This is a genomic window from Paraglaciecola algarum (assembly GCF_021532655.1).
GTDB classification, from domain to species: domain Bacteria; phylum Pseudomonadota; class Gammaproteobacteria; order Enterobacterales; family Alteromonadaceae; genus Paraglaciecola; species Paraglaciecola algarum.
In genome coordinates this window covers 51,006-74,235 of record NZ_JAKGAS010000008.1, presented here as the reverse complement: position 1 = coordinate 74,235, position 23,230 = coordinate 51,006, and the positions used below count along the sequence as shown (strand labels likewise).

Genomic DNA, 23,230 nt, shown 5'->3' with positions numbered 1-23,230 from the left:
TTACTAACTATTAGCGCGATAGTAACAATGGTCTGGGTAAAATGCGAATAAACAGCGCGTTAAGCAAGTAATTATATTGAATTTAGTTAAGGAAATAATGTGAGTGCCTTAATCCATCACTTTGTTGTACATCAACTAGCGGTTAATCAACAAGAAGAATTGACGCTTGTTCCACGGGCTAGTTGTTTTGAGGTTAGCCCTGAAATTGAAAATTTAGCTCAGCAAATCAATCACGCTTTTAATACTAAACCAGGCAAAGGTGTGGGCTGCTTTGTTGAGCCAAATGCCGAAATTGTCAGTGTGAGTCGAGATACAGAGGGTGAAAGTGATGATGAATCACCTGTACTTAAACCCCATGATGTACAATTTAAAACTTTGCTCGAAAAAATGCTAAGTGAAGAGCATGATTTTGTTGAATTTAGTATTCAAGCCAGTGAGTTACTTAAAAAGTCGCTAATTGACACTGGCACTTTAGAAACAGGTTTTGTAGTGTTTAGCCATTACCAGTTTTTGGCCACTGATTATTTGATGATTGCGATTATTAATACTAAACAACATGTAGAAATTAACCGTGAATTAGAACTAAGTAGCAGCGATCATCTCGATTTAGCCAAAATGCAGTTGGCTGTGCGTATTGATTTAACCCAACTGGCGGTAAGTGCTGAGCAACAAAGATACATTAGTTTTATTAAAGGCCGCATGGGTCGTAAAGTATCTGATTTCTTTATGCACTTTATTGGCTGCGAAGAGTTGGTTGATGTTAAACAGCAAAATAAACAGTTGCTTACCACTGTTGATGAGTTTTTAGCGGCAGAACAACTAGACCCCCAAGAAAAGCATCAAGCCCGTGAAACAGTATCTGACTATTACAAAGAAAAGTTAGAAATGGGTGAAGATATTCAAATTCAAGAACTTGCCGCTAAATTACCTAGCGATCATGTGAGTTTTGAACAATTCAACCAAAATGCCGAACAGCCAGTTGAAGAACAATTTCAAGCAGATCGCAGTGCATTAAAAACGTTAGCTAAATTTACTGGCCAAGGTGGTGGGATTTCTTTGAGCTTTGAACGTAAATTATTAGGCGATAGAGTGAGTTACGATGCAGGCTCAGATACCTTGATGATCCGTGGTATACCACCTAATTTGAAAGATCAGTTATTAAAGTCGCAGAACTAATATCTCACTGACTTCTGGCACTATAAGTATATAATTAGCTTGTTTTAAACTATTACCTAACAAAGTAGACACAATTTTTTATGCAATTATTCGTTAATGATTTAACCGTGATGGACTTCTCTTACCTTTGCCCTGAGCGGGGTATGGTAGGAGAAAGCTGGATTGTCGATGTGATCCTAAATGGTGACCTGAATGAAGAAAGCATGGTGTTGGATTTTGGTAAAGTTAAAAAGCAACTTAAATATTTGATTGATGAATATATCGACCATAAGTTATTAGTCGCGGTTGAACATGATTACAGTTTGATACATAGAGATGAAAAAAACGACAGAGTAAAAGTCGATTTTATGCGTCCTAATGGCAAGTCGATCCACTTAGATTGCCCTGCAGAAGCCTATGCTTTTGTGTATGCAGAACAAGTAACTATGCCGTCGGTAAGTGACTATTTAAAAGACGTGATTGCCACTCATCTACCTGAAAATGTACAAGGTATTGAACTGATACTAAGAGCTGAGGTAATCAACACTCCATATTATCATTACACTCATGGTTTGAAAAAACATGACGGTAATTGCCAACGTATTGCCCATGGACACAGGTCCAAAGTGTTAGTGTTTGAAAATCAACAACCTAGCCTTAAATGGCAGGAATATTGGGCTAAACGTTGGGCTGATATTTACATTGGCACTGAAGAAGACATAGTTGAGACTGACACGACCAACCTTGGTATAGAAGGTGTCGGTTTTGAGAGTCATTTTGTATTTGCATATGAAGCATCCCAAGGCCGTTTTGAATTAGCCATACCAAAATCTGAATCAGAATTAATGCAAACCGATACCACTGTGGAGTGTTTAGCCCAGTATATGGTTGAAGAGCAAAAACGTTTAGACGCAAAAAGTGAATATAAGGTCTTAGCTTTTGAAGGGGTAGGTAAAGGCGCGATTGCCCATGCTTAGGTATTTTTTGATATGTATTTTATGCTTTAGCTTGAATGTGTTTGCGAATGATATTCAACTTAAAGGTGAAATGACTCAAGGCAGCCTAATACGCGGCGTATTGCCAGCCGCTAGCCAAATTTGGTTAAATGGTAAAGAAGTCAAAATTTCTGATGAAGGCCATTTTGCCTTCGGTTTTGGCCGTGATGCCGAACTCACACAAGAACTTAGATGGCTTGATAAGCAAGGCGTTACACACAACAAAACCTTAAATTTAACCCAAAGAACTTATGTTGAGCAAAAAATAGAAGGTGTGGCCAGCAAATATGTCAGTCCACCTAAAGAAGTGTTAGCCAGAATTAAAAAAGACAATCAACAAATTGGTAAAGCGCGCAATAATAGTGACGACAGATTAGATTTCATCCAAGATTTTATTTGGCCTGCTGAAGGCCCGATAAGCGGGGTATATGGTAGTCGCCGAGTGTTTAACGGCGTGCCTAAAAGGCCTCATTTTGGTGTCGATGTAGCAGGACCAACCGGCACGCCTGTACATGCACCTGCTGATGGTATAGTGACCTTATGGGTGCCAGATATGTATTATTCCGGTGGCACTATGATTATCGATCATGGTTTTGGGGTGACTTCTACTTTTATACACCTGAGTAAAGGGCACACAAAGGCTGGTACAAAAGTCAAACAAGGTGACTTAGTCGCCGAAATTGGTGCAACAGGCCGTGTGACTGGGCCACATCTAGATTGGCGAATTAATTGGTTTAACGAAAGACTAGACCCGGCACTACTTGTGCCAAAACGCTAAAAGCATGCGCTTTGCGCACAATGAATTTAAAGCATCGCTATGCGACTAAGGATTCACTACGTTCACTTATGTGCTACGCACACGGCTTCCATGCCTTTTTCAAGCAGCATCCTTGCTGCTCGATTTACTTTTTACCAACAGCCGCAAAAAGTAAACAAAAAGGGCCGCCCACCAACAAAACTTCTACTCCAAATAACTGATATTAATTAGGTCGCTTAGATTTGTTCCCGACAAGGCTAAGCTCAATTGGCGTCCTGCCAATTGCCCCAATTAATCTTGGCGTTATTTGGGAAGTTTTGAATGTGGGGGGGGAAATCAAAAGCATCGGCGTTGCCGACAAAGATAATTAAGATGGGTGTCCATGTAATTAATGTTTCACCCTGCGGGCCAGCTAAAGCTGTTCCATATTTATCCAGTAAATATTTGGTCAAACAGCCAAAAAAGTATTGAGTAAGGTCTACAATAACTGTCATTCATCAGCCATGAATCATCAGAGTCTAAGGGAGTAGAAATGATAATATTTGATATGTACGTAAATATACGTACAATGAGGCCGAGTGATGGGATTTAAAAATGTGAAAAGTCAGGTGCTGGCATGTCTAGCATCTGGCAATATCCAGCATGAGCAAAGACAAACTATTGATGTTAAAAATTTATTAGTTACTGGGCAAGTTTCTGAAGATGACGTGAGTGATATTATTGCCAGAGCAAAAGGGACTGAGTACGAATTGAGTAAACATCATGTAATATCTGCAATCGATGTGCATATTCTTAAAACGCATTATCGAGGGAAAAACTGGTACATTAAATGGTATTTTATTGAGCCTGATAGTATTTTCATCAGTGTTCATCATTAAGGCGAAGTTATGAATATTTTTAAAGTAGGAGATAAAAAAAAGGCCGTCTGTGAGACGTGTCAGTCACTTACCGATGCCACATTTTTACTACGTAATGTACCTTTTAGTGATGGTAGTGGAATCGTTAAAAAGGTATTAGCAGGTGTCTGCGATAAGTGTGATGAAGTGGTGCTGATCCCACATCAGTCAACTCCAGCTATCAAAAAACAAATGGATGTACAGAAGAAAGCAGTTGAAACCAGAGTGCCAGCACATATGGTAGATATGCTTAACTTAGCGAGCATGGAGCTAGGTGGTAGCACCGATTTTTCCAATGCCTTGATTAAATACTACCTACATAATTTATCAGAAGATAAGACGTCGGTTAAAAGTTTAACAAAATACCTTAAAAGCGATCTTGCAAAAGGAGAGGCTCAAAAGCGTATTTCGTTAAAAGGTAGGCAAGTATCTCAAGAGATTAATAACATCAAAATCAAAACGAGTATTAAAAGTACTACCGATGTGCTTAAAGCGGTTGTACTTAAAATCAATGATGATGTATTTATCCACCCTAAAACTCAGATCATTAACAACCTTAAAGGCGTAGCTGCCGCCTTCGCATAATCTACCTTGGTTTAACCTGCAGGGGCAGGTTCGCTGAAGCGTATCATTTGTCACCAATTTTACCGTTCATACGTTATTTAGTCCGCTTTGGACGTGAAGCCGAAGTTACCATCAAATGTGTGGAGTGGCTGCAAATGGGATGTGGCGGATATTCGACTTCTAGTGCGGGCCAGCTAAAGCTGTTCTATTTTTATCCTTTAAAAATTAGTCAACAGCCGTAAAAAGTAAATATAAATTAATTGGGAAGTTTTGAATGTGGGGGAAAATCAAAGCAAGACACTGCTAACCTCGTAATTACCCGACATTTTAATTTTGTGAAAGCTAGGTAATATGTTGTTTTAATTAATTTTATCTAAAGTATTTTTATCAAGGGTGCCTTGTTAATTTTTTGATATTCGACTTCTAGTGCGGGCCAGCTAAAGCTGTTCTATTTTTATCCTTTAAAAATTAGTCAACAGCCGTAAAAAGTAAATATAAATTAATTGGGAAGTTTTGAATGTGGAGGAAAATCAAAGCATGACTCTGCTAACCTCGTAAATACCCGACATTTTAATTTTGTGAAAGCTAGGTAATATGTTGTTTTAATTTGTTTTATTGAAAGTGTTTTTTATCAAGGGTGTCTTGTTAATTTTTGTGTTCTTCTTCCAATTATCAGCATACTTTTGCAGGTCGTGCTGAGCTGCTCCCGGCAGCGCATCACTCAATCGCCTATCCATGGCTCTTGACCCACAAAAGTAAGTCGATAATTGGCGAACATAGAGTCGGGGAAAATCAAAAGCATCGGCGTTGCCGACAAAGATAATTAAGGTGGATGTCCATGTAATTCGTTAGCGTTATTTGTTTGCTGTAGCAAATGAAAGTTGACTAATTGTCCGTTTATGTTTGTTTAAGTAAACAATTAAGAGTAAAAGAGATCGTAGCCGTTTTAATTATTGTGTTTTTTGGAGCAATGTATGTATAACAAAAAACATCATGGTGCTTTTTTATCAAGAATGTCTAGTTTACTTGGATAATTAAGATGAGTGATGTAATTCAAGTTGGTAATGAAAAGTCATGCGTTTTGAATTTGTTACCAAATACATAGCTTTCCTCTACAATTACATCTGGCCAAACACTCTGTATAATGATTAACATATCCTCTTTGATGTATAAGGGTAATCTTGGGTCGAAACAAATTGAATCTATAAAATCATCAGGTATTTCTATTTTAAATATATTCGGGAAATCGTTTGTATTATGTTCAGATACAAAGATCCCGCCCAACATATGATCTATCGTACTTTCTGTTTCTATTTCACTTTTCCATTTTTCATACGGATAGTTATTTTTGAAACGAAGAATGAAAGAAGCCCTTAATTCTTGTTCATGAAAATATGCTTTGTTTTTTAAGAAAGAGGCTTCACGAATCGGTATAACAGATTTAGCGTCAAGTTCCTTAGTGCATTTACCAGATAAAATATTCTCATTGATCTCTTTGTATTTTTTTTTAATTTTTTCAGAGATTTCTTCAAAAGATACATATTTTACATCGTCAACCAGAGGTCTGCTTAATAAGATAGGAGTTTTTTCAGGAGACTTTACATGCTTGCTCCAGTGGTTTCGTTTACCAAACTGTTCAGCGGCTTTTACCAACTTTTCCTTGGTCGTTTTGATTCTAATGCAGTCTTTGTTTTTCGAGTACAACAACCACATCGCCATAAGATCAGGTTCTTTTGTCCAACATGATAAGTAGACCAATTCTTTTATCACTTGATGGTGTTTTTCTAATGCTGATGATTGCTCTAATGTCCAAGCATCTAGTGCTTATTGCGAACTCATTGCGAGGCCTAAACCTTCATTCGCATCTTCCATAAGTTTTGACTGAGTAAACTTTAATTTCTTCTCAAACAAAATGGTGAATAATTCTGTTAACGTAACAAATCGATATATAGGACTCATTTCTAAAGCTTAATTTCGGCGTAATGCTAGTTACTACTCATCTTGCCAGCTGAACTTTCGATTGGCAATTGTTAAGGTATTGCAAATTTCCGAGAAAACTGTAGGTCTTAAAGCCTAGGCATATTACTAACTCACGGTTGATGACCATTTCCCACATTCAAGGTTTCTCAAATGACGCCAATATTCATCAGGATAATTGACAGGACGTCAATTAAGCTTGGCAATGTCGGGAACATTTCCAAGCGGCCTTATGAATATCAGTCATTTGAAGAAGAAAACTTGCTGGTGGGCGGCACTTTTTGTTTACTTTTTGCTGCTGTTGGTAAAAAGTAAATCGAAAAGCAGGGACGCTGTTTGAAAAACGTCAGGATGACGGTGAGCGCAGCGAATAAGTGGCGCAGCCATATCGCAATGGATTGCGGTGAACGAAGTGAATGCTCTTTGTGTACGAAGTACATGCCTTGTGAGCTAAGCTCATAAAGTGGCGCAGCCATAACCCAAGCGAAGCGCATACTTTTAATCTTTTAACAAATAATGCTTCAAAAAACCTTAATTTGTTCAAAATTTCCTCTCGCGTTTTAAGCTAACTTCTGTATAATTCGCGCCCTGCCCAGTTGCCCCCGCTTTGGGAAAGCGGATGAATCATACGACTCGAAGGGGTCAAAGTATTGATTTTTAGCGGTTTCTTGCAGATTAATTAAATACTTTTAAAGTGGTTAATTAAGTAGAAACTAGAGTAACGATTATTATATTTTTCGGGTAATTTAAAATGAAAACTTTTGTTGCAAAGCCAGAAACGGTAAAACGTGAATGGTATGTGGTTGACGCCGCAGACAAAACTCTTGGTCGTATAGCGACTGAGATCGCTAGCCGTTTACGCGGTAAGCATAAGCCAGAATATACACCTCATGTAGACACTGGTGACTACATAGTTGTGATCAACGCAGAGAAAGTAACTGTTACTGGCAACAAAGCCAAAGGCAAAATTTACTATTCTCACACTGGTTATCCAGGTGGCCTTAAAGATACTACTTTCGAGAAGTTACAAGCCCACAAACCAGAGATGATCATTGAAAAAGCGGTTAAAGGTATGTTGCCTAAAGGTCCACTTGGACGCGATATGTTCCGCAAATTGAAAGTCTACGCTGGTGCTGAGCATATGCATGCTGCTCAACAACCTCAAGTTTTAGACCTGTAAGGAGCATTACACATGGCAGATAATCAATATTACGGCACAGGCCGACGCAAAAGTTCTACCGCACGTGTTTTTCTTCGTGCAGGTAGTGGCAACATAGTAGTTAACAAACGTCCTCTTGATGAGTTCTTTGGTCGTGAGACTGCACGTATGATCGTGCGTCAACCTTTAGAACTAGTTGAAATGACTGAAAAGTTTGACTTATACATCACAGTTGCTGGTGGTGGTATTAGTGGTCAAGCTGGTGCAATCCGTCACGGCATTACTCGTGCATTGATGGAATTTGACGAAACTCTTCGTCCAGCATTACGTAAAGCGGGCTTTGTTACTCGTGATGCACGTAAAGTTGAGCGTAAGAAGGTTGGTCTTCATAAAGCACGTAAACGTCCTCAATTCTCAAAACGTTAATTGTTCGACGGCACTTTTACAAAAAAGTGCACAAACCAAATATTACAAAAACCCAGCTTATGCTGGGTTTTTTATTGGCTTTTTTTTAGTCAAAGTTCTGTATTCAGTAATTTAATTGCCATAAATAGCTATAAGTCCCAGTTATTCTTCATTTTATTGGATATTTCCTTGTCTTTCTTGTGGGTTTTCTTTTATCATTTTCTGTTAATAACAGAACCATAACTTTTTCAGCCACTTTGTATCATTTTTATGCTGCAAACACTGAAAGTAAAAGTAAATCCAACCCTCGGAGAAATGTGGATGAGCAATGTATCTTTAGATGCGCATGATTCGTCTGAAGCTGAAAACCAACCAGAAAATAATACAAGGCGCAGATTTTTAACTGTGGCGACTTCTGTGGTTGGCGGTGTAGGTGTAGTAGGTGCAGCAGTGCCTTTTATTGCATCTTGGAATCCCAGCATTAAGGCAAAAGCAGCAGGTGCAGATGTTGAAGCAGACATTAGCAAAATTGAACCAGGCCAATTAATTCGGGTTATTTGGCGAAGTAAACCTGTGTGGATCGCTCGCAGAACCCCTGAACTTATCGCTACTTTAGCTGGCTTAGAAGGTCAGCTTAAAGATCCTAATTCTGATGAAGAACAACAGCCTGAATTTGCCAAGAATACTCACAGATCTTTAAAAGAAGAATATTTGGTATTAGTGGGTATTTGTACTCACTTGGGGTGTTCACCACAACATTTAAAAGATGGTGCATTTGAAGAGTACGTTGAAGGTGTACCTGAAGGCTTCTTTTGTCCTTGTCATGGTTCTAAATTTGATATGGCTGGTCGAGTATTTGACAACGTGCCTGCTCCATTAAACTTAGTGGTACCGCCATATATGTTTATCGACGACAATACCATTTTGATTGGTTCGGAAGAGGGGGCAGCATAACATGTGGAAAAATTTAATGGATTGGGTGGAATATCGTCTACCTATAATGCGTGTGGCCAATATGCACGCTATTCAATACCCAGCTCCTCGCAACATGAACTTTTGGTACATGTTTGGCTTTTTAGCCACCATAGTATTAGTCAACCAAATTGTCACTGGTGTTTGGTTAACTATGAGTTATACCCCATCTGCTGAAGGTGCGTTTGCTTCTGTTGAATATATTATGCGTGATGTGGAATATGGTTGGTTACTGCGTTACATGCATAGTACTGGCGCATCAGCGTTTTTCATTGTGGTATATCTACATATGTTCCGCGGCATGATTTATGGCTCATATCAAAAACCAAGGGAGTTACTTTGGTTGTTCGGTATGTTTATTTATCTTGCGCTTATGGCTGAAGCCTTTATGGGATATGTATTGCCATGGGGACAAATGTCTTACTGGGGGGCACAAGTAATTGTATCTCTGTTTAGTGCTATTCCGGTAATTGGTCCTGACCTAGTTATCTGGATCCAAGGTGACTACGTTATTTCTGGTGCTACCTTAAATAGATTCTTTGCCTTACACGTCATTGCTCTACCGTTAGTTATCGTTATTTTGGTGTTCTTACACATAGTTGCGTTGCACGAAGTGGGTTCAAATAACCCGGACGGAACAGACGTTAAACGTAAAAAAGGTTCGTTAAAAGAAGACGAAAAAACTAACTTTAAAATCCACGAATATTACACAAGCAAATACGATATTGTTGATGATATAGTGCCTTTCTTCCCACATATAGTGTTGAAAGATTTAGTAGGCTTTGCTTTCTTCTTGTTGGCTTTCTGTTACATCATGTTCTTTAACCCTGAAATGGGTGGGTATTTCTTAGAACACCCTAACTTTGAAATTGCTAACCCGTTGAAAACTCCTGAGCATATCTTTCCTGTTTGGTATTTCACGCCTTTCTACGCAATTTTGAAAGCTGTACCTCATAAACTAGGTGGTGTAATAGCCATGTTTGCTGCAATTATTGCTTTAGCCTTATTACCTTGGATAGACAGAGGAAAGGTTAAGTCGTGGCGCTACCGCTGTGGATTGCACAGATGGAACTTGTTAATTTTTGCTGTGGTATTTATTTTCTTAGGTTACTTAGGTGGTACACCTCAGGAAAATTGGAAAATTACCGCATCTCAAATTGCCACTATTATGTATTTTGGTTTCTTTGCATTGTTATATATCTACAGCAAAAATGAGACCTGTAAGCCAGTACCAGCGAGGATTACAGAATGAAGAAGTTAATTTTTGTTTTAGCCATGCTGCTACCTATGGGCGCTATAGCCGCTGGAGGTGGCGCCCATCTTGATAAAGCTGAATATGACTTGACTGACAAAGCATCTTTGCAAAATGGCGCTAAGTTATACATGAACTATTGCTTAGGTTGTCACCAAACTCAGTATCAGCGTTATCAACGTACTTTTTCTGATTTGGGTATTCCTGTTGAATTAGGTCAAGAATATTTGCAGTTCACTGGTGAGAAACCAGGCGAGCATATTAAAAATGCTATGCCTGCTGAGTCAGCAGCAAAGTGGTTTGGTGCGCCGCCACCAGACTTAACCTTGGTGGCCAGAGTACGTGGTGCAGATTGGATATATACATATTTACGTGCTTTCTATGTTGACGAAAGTCGTCCATTTGGTGTGAACAATGAAGTATTTCCTGAAGTAGGTATGCCACACGTTCTTCAAGAATTACAAGGTGTTCCTCGTAAGACCACAGAGCAGACTATGGTTGACGGTGAAATGGTTGAACGCTACGTCGGTATCAAAGCGGACGGAAGTGGTGAACTAAGCGCTGCTGAATATGACACTGCTGTATTAGATTTAGTTAATTATTTAGTGTATGTAGGTGAACCTTCACGGTTAGAGTCAGAAAACATCGGGCGTTATGTCATGTTATTTTTACTGGTTCTGCTAGTGTTGATTTATTTATTGAAAAAAGAATATTGGCGAGATGTACATTAAATCAACAAAACCTTTGGTTTAATTTAGTGTATAATCCGCGAAAATTTTGAAGGGGCGCTATCATCCGATAGTGGCCCCTTCGTTTTCTATTATGAAGAAAAAGCGTTAATTGACGCTCGTTTGTAATAGATTAATAGTGCACTGGCTTTTTAGAGTTAAGCGCAAAATGTAAAATTTAGGAGATATTTAAATGGCTGTAGCCGCAAATAAACGTTCAATCATGACGTTATTTTCAGATACCGTAGACATATACAGTCACCAAGCACGTATAGTGCTAGCTGAAAAAGGTGTTGGTGTAGAAATTAGTTATACTGATCCTACTAACCTACCGGAAGATCTATTAGATCTTAATCCTTATGGAACGGTTCCTACATTAGTTGATAGAGAGCTGGTTCTATATAACTCGCATATCATCATGGAATATTTAGATGAGCGTTTTCCTCATCCACCTTTGATGCCAGTATATCCAGTGTCTCGTGGTCAAAGCCGCCTAACAATGCACCGTATTCAGAATGATTGGTATGTGTTGGCAGAACAAATCCTAAATGGTGAAGGTAATGTAGATACTGCCCGTAATGAATTGCGCGAAGCATTATTAAGTTTAGCGCCGCTTTTTGCCGAAACTCCTTTCTTTATGAGTGAAGAGTTTAGTTTAGTGGATTGTTACTTAGCCCCGTTATTATGGCGTTTACCAGCTTTAGGTATTGAGCTTACGGGTAATGGTAGTAAAGATGTGCGTACTTATATGAAGCGTATTTTTGATCGTGCTTCATTTAAAGCTTCTTTAACTGACCAAGAACGTGAAATTCACAACCCTCTATAAGAGTTGATGACTTATGACACCTAACCAACCTTATTTGTTAAGAGCATTTTATGAGTGGATTGTGGATAACGATCTCACTCCATACATTGTTGTTGACGCGCATTACCCTGAAGCACAAGTGCCCCAAGAGTTTGTTCGAGACGGGCAAATAGTGTTGAACGTTTCTCCTTCTTCTACTGGAAAAATGCAGTTAGGTTTGGATTACATTATGTTTGAAGCTAGGTTTGGTGGTGTAGCTCGTAGTTTGGTTATTCCATGTCCTAGTGTGTTAGCTATTTATGCTAAAGAAAACGGTGCAGGCACAGTGTTTACGGTTGAAGATAATATGGAGCCTTCTGATGCAGAAGATTCTGTACCGGCTGAATCAACTCCAACTAAACCTAAAAAGGGTCGACCCACTTTAACTGTCGTTAAATAAGCGAACCAATAAACCACAGTAAACTGTTAGATAAGTAAGCGGGTTATAAATAGGTAAATAGTTATTAGTAGAATTTGAAAAGCGCCGAATGGCGCTTTTTTTATGGCTATGAGTATTTAGTCCAAGTACTCAAAGGCTTTAATAACCTGTTTAACGCCTTCTATATGACGTGTGACTTCTACAGCAATAGCGGCTTCATGAGCGGTGATTAAGCCCATTAAAAACACTTCACCATTTTCAATTTCTATCTCAATGTTTAGGCCATCAATACGCTTATCAGCGATTAGTTTGGTTTTTATTTTTGATGACAACCATAAATCGTGAGCCACAACGCTGGGTGGGATTGGTGCGCCTAGGCGGATTTGGTTATGTATTTTTTTAATATTTTTTACTGAAGCGGCTAACTTTCCAGCATGTTGGATTAGGTTTTGCGTAGGCGCTTGACCTACCAGTAATACGGTTCCATTAAATACTTGCACGGTAATATTTGTTTGGTTTTTTATAGCTTCGTCTGTGCCTAAAACTGTAGCAATCTTACTGCCTGTAGTTTTATCATCTAGTTGTGTACCAATAGTACGATTATCGTGAGCAACGGCTACTGCACCCATTCCAGCTCCTACAATTAACCCTGCGCAACCTTGCAATAAAAGTGCACTAGATATAGTGAGCGCAAGTGTAGTATTTTTTATCTTCATCAACTTTTAATCCTAATCCTGAATATTTTCTGGGAACAAACAATTGTCAATTCCATCACAAAGGCTATGTACCACCAAATAATGTACTTCTTGAATACGTGCAGTACGATTTGAGGGGACTCTAATTTCAACGTCGTTAGGGCCTACTAAACCGGCCATTTTACCGCCATCTTTACCAGTTAATGCCACAATGGTCATGTCTCGACTTAATGCTGCCTCCATAGCTCTAATTACGTTTTGTGAGTCGCCGCTGGTAGAAATAACAAATAGTATGTCACCAGCCTGACCTAAGGCTCTAATTTGTTTTGAGTAAACTTGCTCAAAGTCAAAATCATTAGCTATGGAAGACAAGGTGGCTCCATCAGCTGTAAGGGTAATGGACGGTAGGCTAGGTCTATCCCGTTCAAACTTATTAAGTAATAGTGAAGAGAAATGTTGGGCACTGACTGCTGAGCCCCCATTTCCGCAACACAAAATCTTGTTGCCATTAATCAAGGCATTTACCATCATTAATGTGGCGTTAGAAATAGGCTCAGGTAATAGCTCTATAGCAGCAATTTTGGTCTGAATGCTTTCAGTAAAATTAGCCTTAATCTGATCTAACATGAATATCCTCGGAATAATATTGGGTACTTTGGTTACACACTTTTTAACCAATTTACTTTGTTGTGTTCTTTGTGTTTATCAATCCCTACTAAGTCGATCCTGTGAGGAATAACGTTTGGGTTTAAACCATTATCTTGCAGGTAAAACATTACCGCTGAGATGAATTTTCGCTGCTTGTGACTATGAAAATATTCAATTGCACTGCCATGGGATTGACTACTACGGTATTTTACTTCAACAAAAACTAATTCTTGTTGATCTTGCATGATTAAATCAATTTCACCACTTCGACAGCGATAGTTTTGGCATACAAATTTTAAGCCTTGATCTTCTAGAAACCGACGAGCAAATTGCTCTGCCTCGTTACCAATCAGTGGTGAAAGGGCTTGTTTAATCCATTTCAAGTAAGGTGACCTTTTCCATGCTAATTTTTGCCATGGGTAAATGTCTGCGAATAATACCAGATTGTTCTAAGTTTACTTGTCCGGTTAAGCCTTGTTTCGTCACTTGTGGTAAGTTTTTCATTTGGCGTAAGTGGGGAATTAAATTGTAAGAATCGTAACCCATAGCAAATAAGCGGGCTAACGAATCTTGCCTTTGTGGCCAAAGCAGAGTGGTTTGGTTTTGTAAATCTTGCCATGGGTGGTCAGGTAGTAACCAAGGCATATCGCTAAAGGTTAAATTACGTAAGTCTCGCAGACTGCCTGTGGTTTGATTTTGACTATAACTTCGTGAGGTGGCGAAAACCGACAAGGAAACTTCTGCAAATGAGCTTAAACTTGCTTCTATTATTGGATTAAGCAACCCCGTCTGTTCCGGGTTAGCAAATAGCACTATGGCGTCAATGTCTCTGCGATTTCTCTCTTTACCAATTACTTCAACATTGGCTAATCGTTCAATTTGACGAATTCTAGCTTTGCTTTGTTCTACATCCAACATGGCTGCTACGCTGGTGCGCATTTCTTTTATATCTTTAAAAATTGTCAGTTCTGGTTTATTGGCTGTTGGAACTTTGTGCCATTCTTGGATAAAGGCTTGGGCCATTCGCTTGGTTATACTATTATCATCTGCAAAAAGTATAGGTCTAGATAACTGCTTTTTATGAATTAACCTAGCTAACTGCTGAGCTTCGTCTTCTGGAGCCAAAGAAAAGTAATAATGCTCTTTGTTATCACCTGTCGGGCTGGGTTGCGATAAACTCTCGACTTGTTCTACATTTAATGTGCCCACTTGATTTAATGTGTCCACGCGGTTTAACGCTAGGAGTATTTTTTCAGCTGGTAGAATTTCACTTAAGGCTTGAATTTTTTCTTTTATTAATGGGCCAACCACTACGTCGTAATCTGTGACTAATTCATTTAATTCTGGCGCTGTTTTTAATGCAGAATCGATAAACTGTACTTCAGTGTTATTGGTTTTCTGATTTAGATAAGCTGTTAAAAAGCCATCTTTTAATACTTTTCCTTGGCTTGCTAAACGCCCAGAAAGTGGCAGTAATACTGCTATTCGTTTAGCTACAATGGGTTTCTGCTCTAATGCTTGGATTAAGTTCAAGGGTAAATTTTCTTGCAGCGGGTGTCCTACATTAGCAGATGTCCAAGCCACCACCTGTTTGCTTAGCTCTGTAGGTGTCAAAGCATAATGCCGAGTGATTAAAGTTAATTGAATCCAAGGTAAAAGTGTAGGGTTTTGCCAACGAGCTTCCTCTAATTCTTTAGTGGATAAATGTGAAATGGCTTGCCAAATATTTTGACTTTTTTGCTCAGGGCTTAACTGGGTATTTAACAGTATGTCAGCTGCGCTTAACCAGCTTTTTTGGTTAACTAGTACTTTGTACTGTAATAAGGATAATTGATTCGAATCGACTAGTTGGGCATCCACATGTTGTAAAATTTTGGCAACTACAGATATGTTTTTGTCAGAAATAGCCAAATAGCTTTCAGCCATGTCTAAATAAGCCTGACTTAATTGTTGTTTATCTTGCAGCTCTGGCAATAATACTTGGATCAATTTAATACTTTGGGAATACTGTTGTTCAGTTTGAAACATCTGGGCAGCTTTGAGTAATAACTGGTTGCGCTGAAACGTATCTTGATTGGCTGTGAACGAAGTTTGCGCTAAATCTAGATAATACCGACTGTCCTCGAAGGTTTTAGTTTGATTAACTACTGGTTGTTCCGTTTTAACTTTGCTAATTTGAGTAGGTTTATTTGTACATGACAGCATTACAAAAATACTGATTGTACACCCTAAAAAAACTCTCATACTCATGGTTGATACTCAAAAATTTCACTGCGTAATAGTTTATAGTATCGGGAATAAATATCTAGGTTAGTCGGCGATATTAAGATAAACAGACCTTAGCTTACGGAGAATTAAATTGAACGAAACTGGTACGCTTTTTATTGTGCCTACGCCAATCGGTAATTTGGCAGATATCACCCATAGGGCTTTGACAGTCTTGGCTGAGGTTAACCTAATTGCAGCGGAAGATACGCGGCATAGTCAAAAATTAATGCAACATTATGCGATTGGCACACGCTTAATTTCTTTGCACGATCATAATGAAAGTCAAAGAGCAAAACAACTTATTGAAAAACTTAAGTTGGGCGAAAATATTGCATTAATTTCTGATGCGGGCACACCACTTATTAGTGATCCAGGTTACGGACTTGTCAGTCAATGTCGTGAAGCAGGGGTAAATGTTATTCCGCTACCTGGAGCTTGTGCTGCTATTACAGCTTTAAGTGGAGCGGGTTTAGCTACTGATAGATTTAGGTTTGAAGGCTTTTTACCGGTAAAAGCCTTGGCTCGGCAACAAGCATTAGAAAAGTTGAAAGCTGAAACTTGTACCAGTGTTTTTTATGAATCACCTAGGCGAGTATTGGATACGGTAAAGTTAATTGTAGAGGTGCTGGGAGAGCAGCGACAAATGGTGTTGGCCAAAGAATTAACTAAAACCTTTGAAACTTTTTATTCTGGCAGCGCTGGTTCATGTGTTAGCTGGTTAGAGGAAGATGCAAACCATCAAAGAGGGGAGTTTGTATTAATGATCGCCGGAGAAAAAAATGATCAAACTCAAGTTTCACCAGAAGCCTTAAAGTTACTCACATCCTTAATGAAAGAATTACCTTTGAAAAAAGCCGCAGCCATTACCGCTGAACAATATTCCTTAAAGAAAAACCATTTGTACCAAATTGGACTAGAATTGTAATAATTATTAACAAGTTAGTGATTTTTAAAAAGGAAATAGTAGATAGGGGGAATTACCTGTTTATTATTGTCGAATTTGTTAAGCTGGATTTTAATTGGACTAAATTAATTATTGGAAGTGAGTTTGTAATGATATGAAAAAACTTTTTACACCAAGTATTATTGATGTCGAAGCTAGTGGTTTTGGCGTGGCAAGTTATCCTATTGAAGTGGGAGTGATCAATCAATCTGGTGAAAAGTTTTGTAAATTAGTCAAACCCCACACAGATTGGCAGCATTGGGATAAACAAGCTGAAGACTTACACGGAATTAGCCGGCAGGTGCTGTTAGATAAAGGTGTGCCAATTGTACAAATTTGCCAAGAATTAAATCAATTTTTATCCAATCAAATAGTTTATTCTGACGGCTGGGTAGTGGATCAAACTTGGATGATTAAGTTATTTAGTGACGCAAGAGTGGCTATGAACTTCACTCTGAGCCCTTTAGAAATGATCCTCAAAGAAGAGCAAATGGCTGTTTGGCATGTGACGAAAGATGAAGTGTGTAAAAAAATGAATCTTAAACGTCACAGAGCAAGTAGTGACGCTGCGTTAATTCAAAGTACCTTTGTGACCACTCAACAAATGATTTTTCCACCAATACTTGAAGCACAGGGCTAGGAGCTGATATTTAAAGGCTCTGGTCTTTTGAAGTTTGTGGTTTGTCCAAATCTTTCCAAACCTGTAAAGCCCTGCTCAATCCCCTATTAAAGTCTACTCCAATTAGATACAAGCAGGGAGTAAAAATAAGAGTAGTCAAGGTGGCGAATATTACACCGTAGGCTAAGGAAACTACCATAGGAACAAGGAATTTCGCCTGCTCAGTGTCACCAGACAACATAGGGATTAAGCCAACAAAAGTAGTCAGGGAGGTTAAGGTGATAGCGCGAAAGCGGGAACGACAGGCTTCTCGAACTGCATTGAGTGTACTTTTACCCTGAGCCCGTAAGTTGTTTAGGCAATCGACTAACACTAAATTGTCATTCACTACCACGCCTGCAGCAGCTAGTATACCCAACATTGAAAATGCGCCAAAATAGACATTATGACTTAGGTGACCAAAAATTGATCCAGTATAGGCAAAGGGTATGGCTGACATAATGAGTAACGGCTGGCTGTAAGATTTAAATGCGACAGCCATTAATACATAGGCAATAAACAAAGCCAAACCTTCGTAGTGATAAACTTTTTGCATAAATTCATCTTGGTTACGTGAGCGGCCTTTTCTATCCATGTTGACTTCTGGATGGCGTTTTGACCACTCGCTTAAAAAGTCTAGCTTAATTTTATCTCGTAAAGCGTTTAGGTTATTGCCGGAATAATCGGCGTAAACCCAAGCTACTTTCATACCATCCCGCCTTTGAATTCTGCTGATTCCAGGTTTTAACTCGATATCGACTAAATTAGTCAGCGGAATTTCTTTTTTATTGCGTGTACGGATTTTAAGTGAATACAAGGAATCTAGGTTTTCTCGTTCAGGTCGAGAATAATGGACTTTAACTCGAGAATCTCCCCCTTCACGAGGTAACCTTTGTACTTCTTGTCCGTAAAAAGCTTGTTTAACCTGATTGCTAATGTCTTTTAAACTCACGCCTAGGTTTTCTGCTCCTGGCTTCATTGAGAACATAATCTCTTTGCTGCCCCGAGCTAAGCTATCTCTGACTAAATAAACATCATCATATTCAGCTAAGTGATCTTTTAGCTCTTTGACGGCCAATGTCATGGCATCTAAATTATTACTTTGCATCATGAAAGCCACTTTAGGATCTCTTTCATTTAAGGTCGCTTTAAATTCTATTTCTTCGGCATCAGGTATTTCACCAATAAATTCAGTGAGTAAATTAGTGGCGGTTTCAGTGTCGATGATCCTTTGGGCATAAGGTACTAATTTTAAATAACTGGTGATTCGGTAGCCGGAAATTCGACTATAGTGATGGGCGATAAACGCGCCATCGCCATTAACACTTAAGTTGGCAACATGCTTTGTGAGTTTGTCTTGTCCCACATTCATTTGACTGAGTACTTGATTCATGCGTTCAAAAGATACATTTTCTGGCAAGGTGACGTTTAACCTTATAGTATCTGCTTCAATTTTAGGTTCGAAAGATTGCAGTACAAAATTGTCATTTAACAATTTGACTGACAGGCAAAATACTAAAATAAAGCTGACCACCACTGCGTATCGCCAACTGAGTAAAAAGTCGATAAATGGACCATATATCTGTTCGCCAATCCAAGTTAAAAAGTCGGCAAACTTTTTCTGAATTTTGTCTAACTTACTGGGCTCATTGTCAGGATCATCGTCGGGTAAGTGACGTAAATGAGAAGGCAAAATAAACAAGGCTTCAAAGAGTGAAAAGCATAAAGCCAGCATCACCACTATGGCTATGGTACGGGTAAACTCTGCAGTACTGCCTGGTAAAAAGGCCATTGGCATAAACACCACTATTGTGGTGAGTACGCCAAAAACCACAGGTTTAGCCACTGCTTGTACTCCAAGTAGTGCAGCGTTAGCGCCGTGATGACCCAGTTCATGTTGTCTATGTATGCTTTCGCCAATGACAATGGCATCGTCTACCACTATGCCTATGACCATCATGAAGGCAAATAAAGACAGCATATTTAAAGACACTGAAAATGTAGGTAGCAGCCAAAACGCGGCAGCGAAAGCTGTGCCTATGCCTATTGATACCCATAAGGCAATGCGTGGTTGTAAAAATAGTAATAGCAAGATAAAAACCAAAATTAGACCACTGGTAGCATTGTTAAATATGGTTTCTAGACGGCTTTGATAGGCATGGTTCCAATCTTCCCAAATCGTTAAATACACGCCTTCAGGCAAGCGGTGTATTTTGTTTTCTATGTACTCTCGGACATTGGCAGACATCACAGGAATATTCATATAATCGCCATTGTATATGTCAATTAACAGCGCACTTTCACCATCAAAAGATGAATAACGTTTACTGGCGGCTAAACCATCATAAACAGTGGCGACGTCTCCAAGGCGCAGTACAGCGCCGTCAGGTGAGTGACGTAAAATTATCTTTTCAAAATCAACTTGTTTTTCCGCTCGATTACGTACGTTGAGCCTAAATGTTTCGGTTTCGCCATATACGCTACCAGCAGAACTGTTAATTGAGTTACTGCGCACCGCAGCTTCAATTTCACTAAATGACAATCCATATTGACGAAGTTTTTGTTCGGTGACTTGTATGGATATTTCTTCGCTGATGTCGCCACTTATATCGACATTGGTAATAAGTGGTAATGCCGCTACTTCTCGACGTATTTCTTGAGCTAACTTATTCAACATAAGCTCGTCAATGTTTCCATGTAAGGCAATTCTGATCATTTGATCTCGCTTGACTCGCTCAGTTACTACTGGCCTATCAGCATCATTGGGCAATCCATTTACTGAGTTTATTTTTTCTCGTATATCATCAGAAAATTTGCGTCGATCGACTCTTTCCTCACCTGTAATAGTAATTTGGGCACGACCCTCAAAAGCATTTGAGACAATATATTTTATGCCTTCCACGTTTTTTACAGCTTCTTCGAAGCGCACTATTATTTGGTCTTCAATATCTCTTGGGCTGGCTCCACGCCAGGTCATTCGTACATCCATTATGGGTAAGCGAACAGTGGGGAAGGGTTCTTTTTCTATACTGAATAAATAACTCATGGAACCGGCCACGATTAAAATAATCATGGACAAATTGGCCGCTATTGGATTACGGATCCACCAAGCTAAAATTGAATTATTTTGCATTAGTGTGCCCCAAGCGCGCTAATTTAGCTTGTGACTTGCCATTGTCTCTTTTAACCTTTTTGTTTTCTTTTTTGCCTTTGAGTTTATTTTTTTCTAATTGTTTTGTTTGATTTTTCGGTTTGATTTTTTTACGGGCAAATTCACCTTCTGTGGTTAAAGGTTGTAATGGCATACCAGGGGTGGGAATAGCCAAAGCTGAAGTGATGACCAAACTATTATTGGGTAGGTTTTTCACTATTATGGTGTCGGGCGTGCGTTGCACAATGTCGGCGGTTAATACTTGTAGTTGATTATTGCTATCTGCAATCCACAGTTGCTCATTACTACGTAATGCGGCTTTAGGTAATATTGACACCTGACTAGCTTGCCGGCCGGTTATTTCAGCGTTTACAAATAAGCCTTTCAGTAGAGGTTGTTTTTCATCAATAGTCGTATGTACTTCTGCTACAGCGTAGATACTTCGAGTTTGACTATCAATAGCTGCTTCAACTCGCACTATTTTGGCATCCCATGAATAATTATTACGTCCAATTTGCGAGCTTAATTTGACCGTGAATTCAGAATGTTCATAGGAGGTATAATAATCCAGAGGCAAACTGATTTGGCTAAATTGTTCCGAGCTCATGGCTAACCTAACCTCCATGACATCGTTTGCATGTAATTTGGCAACTAAGCCTCCGCGGTTTAGATACTGACCTCTGGTTAATGACTCTTGTTCAATGCGGCCGTTAAATGGCGCCAATATTTGCGTTCTACTTAAGGCTAATTCTGCAATAGATAAATCTGCTTGGGCTGCTTTTAAAGCGGCTTCAGCTTGTTTTAGTTGAGGTAAACCTAAGGCCAATTCTGATGGGTTTTTTCTGCCTAGGTCAGCAAGTTCTTGTTGCGCAGCTTGGGTTTGGGCTTTGACTGTGGCTAATTGTTGTTCTGCCTGTGCCACTTTTGATTGCCTTTGAATGACCTGTAATTGATAGTCACTTTGATCGATTTGTACTAGTAGTTCACCTTTTTGTACCTTGCCCCCATTGACTAAATTGTCAGACAGTTGGTCTATTTTCCCGGTGATTTCAGTGCGTAATTCTAAGTCCTGCCTGGGCAATAATTGCCCTTGGCTATAACCCACTAATGGCGTGGTAATTTGTTCGCTTCTATGCACGAATACTTTAAAGTTTTTGACTCGTGTTGGGCGCTCTGTTGGCTGAGGTTTATTCGCATCTAACCAGTTAACTATAAGCCAACTGAGCAACAATAATACGCTAGGTACTACAAACCATTTGATTAGTTTTCGATAGAATAACTGATGTGAAACTACATCATGAGTAGCGGTATTTACAGGCATATTAGGAAGTCTCACTGGTAAGGCTAGTGGCAGGAAAAGGTTCACCCAGAGCTAAAATAAGGTTTATTCTATTGCTTAATATTGCAAAACGGCTACGTATTAAGTTGACTTTGGCGTTGATGCGCCTAGTTTGTAAATTAAGTAATTCAAAGCTGCTGGCTAAACCATTTTGATAATTGATAATAGTGCGTTGTTCCGCTGCGGCAATTTGTTCGTATGCTTGTTCTAAAGCGCTAAAACGAATTCTTAATTCTTGTTCTGCAAATAAAGCTTGTTCAATTTCTTGCCAAGCAGAAAGTAAGGTTTGTTGATACTGGGCTAGGGTTAAATCTTGTCGAGCTTTTTGTTGGGCCATTTTTGCACTGATAGCGCCACTATTAAAAATGGGTTGGACTAAATCCGCGGTTAAATTGGCTAACCAATATTTCCAATCGAATAGTTGGCTAAAGTCCTCTCGGGTAGCGCGAAAACTAGCGCCTAATTTTATGTCAGGTAAGTAGCCTTTATGTGCTTCTACTGTGCGGTAGTGGGCACTTAACAAAGAATATTCCGAGGAGACTAAGTCAGGCCTTTGGCGTAATACTTGTTGCGGTGATATTAACTTTATAACTGATGGTAATTTTATCTCGGCTTGAATCGGGTCTATGGGGGTACTTGGATAACGGCCTAACAATAAGTTAAAGCGCTGTTGAGCTTGATGTAGGCTTAATTTCTGTTGGCTAAGGGTAGCTTGAATGCTATACAAACTATTTAAGGCTAAACGATAATCCTGGCTGTTACTAAGCCCTGAGTCTAATCGTTGAGCGGTAATATTAACCCTTCTTTGTTGGCTGGTTAGGTTTTGCTTTGACCAATAAATTAACTCTTGGGTTTCTTGTATGTCTAAGTAGCGTGTTAAAATTTGAGAAAATATGGATTGTTTAGCAGCATTTAGCTCAAACTTAGAAGATAAATATTCGGCTTCTGCCGCAGCTTGATTATTCGCCAGTTTACGCCATATATCTAATTCCCAACTGGCTCTAAAGTTAGCCGAATGACTAGTTTTTAGACTTTTCTGCTCGGTGACCAATTGCTGATTTCTTTGGGTGGCTAAAGTCGCATCTATTTTAGGTAGTAGGCTGGCATAATTTATTTGTAATACAGTTTGCGCTATATCTAAGCGTGCCACGGCCATTTTAATACTTAAGTTGTCTAACTGAGCTTGGGCTAAAATCTGTTGTAACTCGGTCGGAATGGTAATTAATGCCGAAGATTTATCGGCTGCTTTGGGTTGTGACTGAGCATTAAACCAATTGTCTGGAATTGATCCGGTTGCAGTTTGGTCTAGTTCTGCCTTGTTAATCAAAGAGCTGCAACTACTTAAAACTAGAAATAGAATAAAAGTTAATAATTTACACATTCATCAATCAAAAAGGGCCACTTGTTATGATGCAGATCATAATGATTTTTGGATTGAAGTGGGG

The 23,230-nt window shown here is 39.1% G+C and carries 24 protein-coding genes; 14 read left to right on the top strand and 10 right to left on the bottom strand.

The window, feature by feature from the left end; all coding sequences use genetic code 11:
• Positions 1–99 precede the first annotated feature (99 nt).
• The 3 genes from yejK to L0668_RS14720 all read left to right on the top strand — a co-directional run bounded on the left by yejK (position 100) and on the right by L0668_RS14720 (position 2,928).
• On the top strand, positions 100–1,176 hold the full coding sequence (gene yejK / locus L0668_RS14730; RefSeq protein WP_235313474.1) for a nucleoid-associated protein YejK: 1,077 nt from the start codon (positions 100–102) through the stop codon (positions 1,174–1,176).
• 80 nt (positions 1,177–1,256) lie between these two features.
• Positions 1,257–2,132 (top strand): 6-carboxytetrahydropterin synthase, encoded by an 876-nt coding sequence (locus tag L0668_RS14725; RefSeq protein WP_235313473.1) that lies wholly within the window; start codon positions 1,257–1,259, stop codon positions 2,130–2,132.
• Positions 2,125–2,928, top strand: a complete 804-nt coding sequence (locus L0668_RS14720) for a M23 family metallopeptidase (protein ID WP_235313472.1) — start codon at positions 2,125–2,127, stop codon at positions 2,926–2,928. Before L0668_RS14725 ends, L0668_RS14720 begins: the two co-directional genes overlap by 8 nt.
• A 242-nt stretch (positions 2,929–3,170) precedes the next feature.
• Here the strand turns inward: L0668_RS14720 and L0668_RS14715 are convergent, their stop codons facing one another.
• Positions 3,171–3,401, bottom strand: a complete 231-nt coding sequence (locus tag L0668_RS14715; RefSeq protein WP_235313471.1) for a hypothetical protein — start codon at positions 3,399–3,401, stop codon at positions 3,171–3,173.
• A gap of 87 nt (positions 3,402–3,488) precedes the next feature.
• On the opposite strand from L0668_RS14715, the gene L0668_RS14710 reads away from it, so the two are divergent.
• Positions 3,489–3,785, top strand: coding sequence for a hypothetical protein (locus L0668_RS14710; RefSeq protein ID WP_235313470.1), 297 nt, complete (start codon positions 3,489–3,491; stop codon positions 3,783–3,785).
• A gap of 9 nt (positions 3,786–3,794) precedes the next feature.
• On the top strand, positions 3,795–4,388 hold the full coding sequence (locus tag L0668_RS14705) for a hypothetical protein (RefSeq protein WP_235313469.1): 594 nt from the start codon (positions 3,795–3,797) through the stop codon (positions 4,386–4,388).
• A 1,032-nt stretch (positions 4,389–5,420) separates the two neighbouring features.
• Here L0668_RS14705 and L0668_RS14700 read toward each other — a convergent pair.
• Both L0668_RS14700 and L0668_RS14695 read right to left on the bottom strand, forming a co-directional pair.
• Positions 5,421–6,086, bottom strand: a complete 666-nt coding sequence (locus L0668_RS14700) for a DUF2971 domain-containing protein (protein ID WP_235313468.1) — start codon at positions 6,084–6,086, stop codon at positions 5,421–5,423.
• A 497-nt stretch (positions 6,087–6,583) separates the two neighbouring features.
• Positions 6,584–6,838 carry a hypothetical protein gene (locus L0668_RS14695; RefSeq protein ID WP_235313467.1) on the bottom strand — a complete coding sequence of 85 codons (255 nt, stop codon included), beginning with the start codon at positions 6,836–6,838 and terminating at the stop codon, positions 6,584–6,586.
• Between the two features lie 257 nt (positions 6,839–7,095).
• Between L0668_RS14695 and rplM the strand changes: the two genes are divergently transcribed.
• From rplM to L0668_RS14660, 7 genes are all read left to right on the top strand, one after another.
• Positions 7,096–7,524: a 50S ribosomal protein L13 gene (gene rplM, locus L0668_RS14690; RefSeq protein ID WP_235313466.1), complete on the top strand. Its 429-nt coding sequence runs from the start codon at positions 7,096–7,098 to the stop codon at positions 7,522–7,524.
• 12 nt (positions 7,525–7,536) lie between these two features.
• Complete coding sequence (rpsI, locus tag L0668_RS14685) at positions 7,537–7,929, top strand: 30S ribosomal protein S9 (protein WP_235313465.1); 393 nt, start codon at positions 7,537–7,539, stop codon at positions 7,927–7,929.
• Between the two features lie 300 nt (positions 7,930–8,229).
• Complete coding sequence (gene petA, locus L0668_RS14680; protein ID WP_235313650.1) at positions 8,230–8,862, top strand: ubiquinol-cytochrome c reductase iron-sulfur subunit; 633 nt, start codon at positions 8,230–8,232, stop codon at positions 8,860–8,862.
• 1 nt (position 8,863) lies between these two features.
• Positions 8,864–10,132: a cytochrome b gene (locus L0668_RS14675; protein WP_235313464.1), complete on the top strand. Its 1,269-nt coding sequence runs from the start codon at positions 8,864–8,866 to the stop codon at positions 10,130–10,132.
• A complete protein-coding gene (locus L0668_RS14670; protein WP_235313463.1) occupies positions 10,129–10,863 on the top strand; it encodes a cytochrome c1 in 735 nt (244 codons plus the stop codon). Before L0668_RS14675 ends, L0668_RS14670 begins: the two co-directional genes overlap by 4 nt.
• A 190-nt stretch (positions 10,864–11,053) precedes the next feature.
• Complete coding sequence (sspA, locus tag L0668_RS14665; RefSeq protein WP_235313462.1) at positions 11,054–11,686, top strand: stringent starvation protein SspA; 633 nt, start codon at positions 11,054–11,056, stop codon at positions 11,684–11,686.
• 13 nt (positions 11,687–11,699) lie between these two features.
• Entirely contained in the window at positions 11,700–12,104 is a 405-nt protein-coding gene (locus tag L0668_RS14660; RefSeq protein ID WP_235313461.1) for a ClpXP protease specificity-enhancing factor, read from the top strand.
• A 116-nt stretch (positions 12,105–12,220) separates the two neighbouring features.
• On the opposite strand, the gene dolP is transcribed toward L0668_RS14660, so the two are convergent.
• Genes dolP through L0668_RS14640 form a run of 4 tightly spaced genes read right to left on the bottom strand, consistent with a single transcriptional unit; the run spans position 12,221 to position 15,631 of the window.
• Positions 12,221–12,799, bottom strand: a complete 579-nt coding sequence (gene dolP, locus L0668_RS14655) for a division/outer membrane stress-associated lipid-binding lipoprotein (protein ID WP_235313460.1) — start codon at positions 12,797–12,799, stop codon at positions 12,221–12,223.
• Positions 12,800–12,811: 12 nt separating this feature from the next.
• On the bottom strand, positions 12,812–13,405 hold the full coding sequence (locus L0668_RS14650) for a phosphoheptose isomerase (RefSeq protein WP_235313459.1): 594 nt from the start codon (positions 13,403–13,405) through the stop codon (positions 12,812–12,814).
• A 32-nt stretch (positions 13,406–13,437) separates the two neighbouring features.
• A complete protein-coding gene (locus L0668_RS14645; RefSeq protein WP_235313458.1) occupies positions 13,438–13,809 on the bottom strand; it encodes a YraN family protein in 372 nt (123 codons plus the stop codon).
• Positions 13,796–15,631 carry a penicillin-binding protein activator gene (locus L0668_RS14640; protein ID WP_235313457.1) on the bottom strand — a complete coding sequence of 612 codons (1,836 nt, stop codon included), beginning with the start codon at positions 15,629–15,631 and terminating at the stop codon, positions 13,796–13,798. The genes L0668_RS14645 and L0668_RS14640 overlap by 14 nt, the downstream gene beginning before the upstream one ends.
• A gap of 154 nt (positions 15,632–15,785) precedes the next feature.
• On the opposite strand from L0668_RS14640, the gene rsmI reads away from it, so the two are divergent.
• Both rsmI and L0668_RS14630 read left to right on the top strand, forming a co-directional pair.
• Positions 15,786–16,619 carry a 16S rRNA (cytidine(1402)-2'-O)-methyltransferase gene (gene rsmI / locus L0668_RS14635; protein WP_235313456.1) on the top strand — a complete coding sequence of 278 codons (834 nt, stop codon included), beginning with the start codon at positions 15,786–15,788 and terminating at the stop codon, positions 16,617–16,619.
• A 133-nt stretch (positions 16,620–16,752) separates the two neighbouring features.
• Positions 16,753–17,277 carry a 3'-5' exonuclease gene (locus L0668_RS14630; RefSeq protein ID WP_235313455.1) on the top strand — a complete coding sequence of 175 codons (525 nt, stop codon included), beginning with the start codon at positions 16,753–16,755 and terminating at the stop codon, positions 17,275–17,277.
• A 10-nt stretch (positions 17,278–17,287) separates the two neighbouring features.
• Here L0668_RS14630 and L0668_RS14625 read toward each other — a convergent pair whose 3' ends face one another.
• The 3 genes from L0668_RS14625 to L0668_RS14615 are packed head-to-tail and all read right to left on the bottom strand — an operon-like array spanning position 17,288 to position 23,112.
• Positions 17,288–20,428: an efflux RND transporter permease subunit gene (locus L0668_RS14625; protein ID WP_235313454.1), complete on the bottom strand. Its 3,141-nt coding sequence runs from the start codon at positions 20,426–20,428 to the stop codon at positions 17,288–17,290.
• Positions 20,418–21,767, bottom strand: a complete 1,350-nt coding sequence (locus L0668_RS14620) for an efflux RND transporter periplasmic adaptor subunit (protein WP_235313453.1) — start codon at positions 21,765–21,767, stop codon at positions 20,418–20,420. Before L0668_RS14620 ends, L0668_RS14625 begins: the two co-directional genes overlap by 11 nt.
• Before the next feature lies 1 nt (position 21,768).
• Positions 21,769–23,112, bottom strand: coding sequence for a TolC family protein (locus tag L0668_RS14615; RefSeq protein ID WP_235313452.1), 1,344 nt, complete (start codon positions 23,110–23,112; stop codon positions 21,769–21,771).
• Positions 23,113–23,230: the final 118 nt, after the last annotated feature.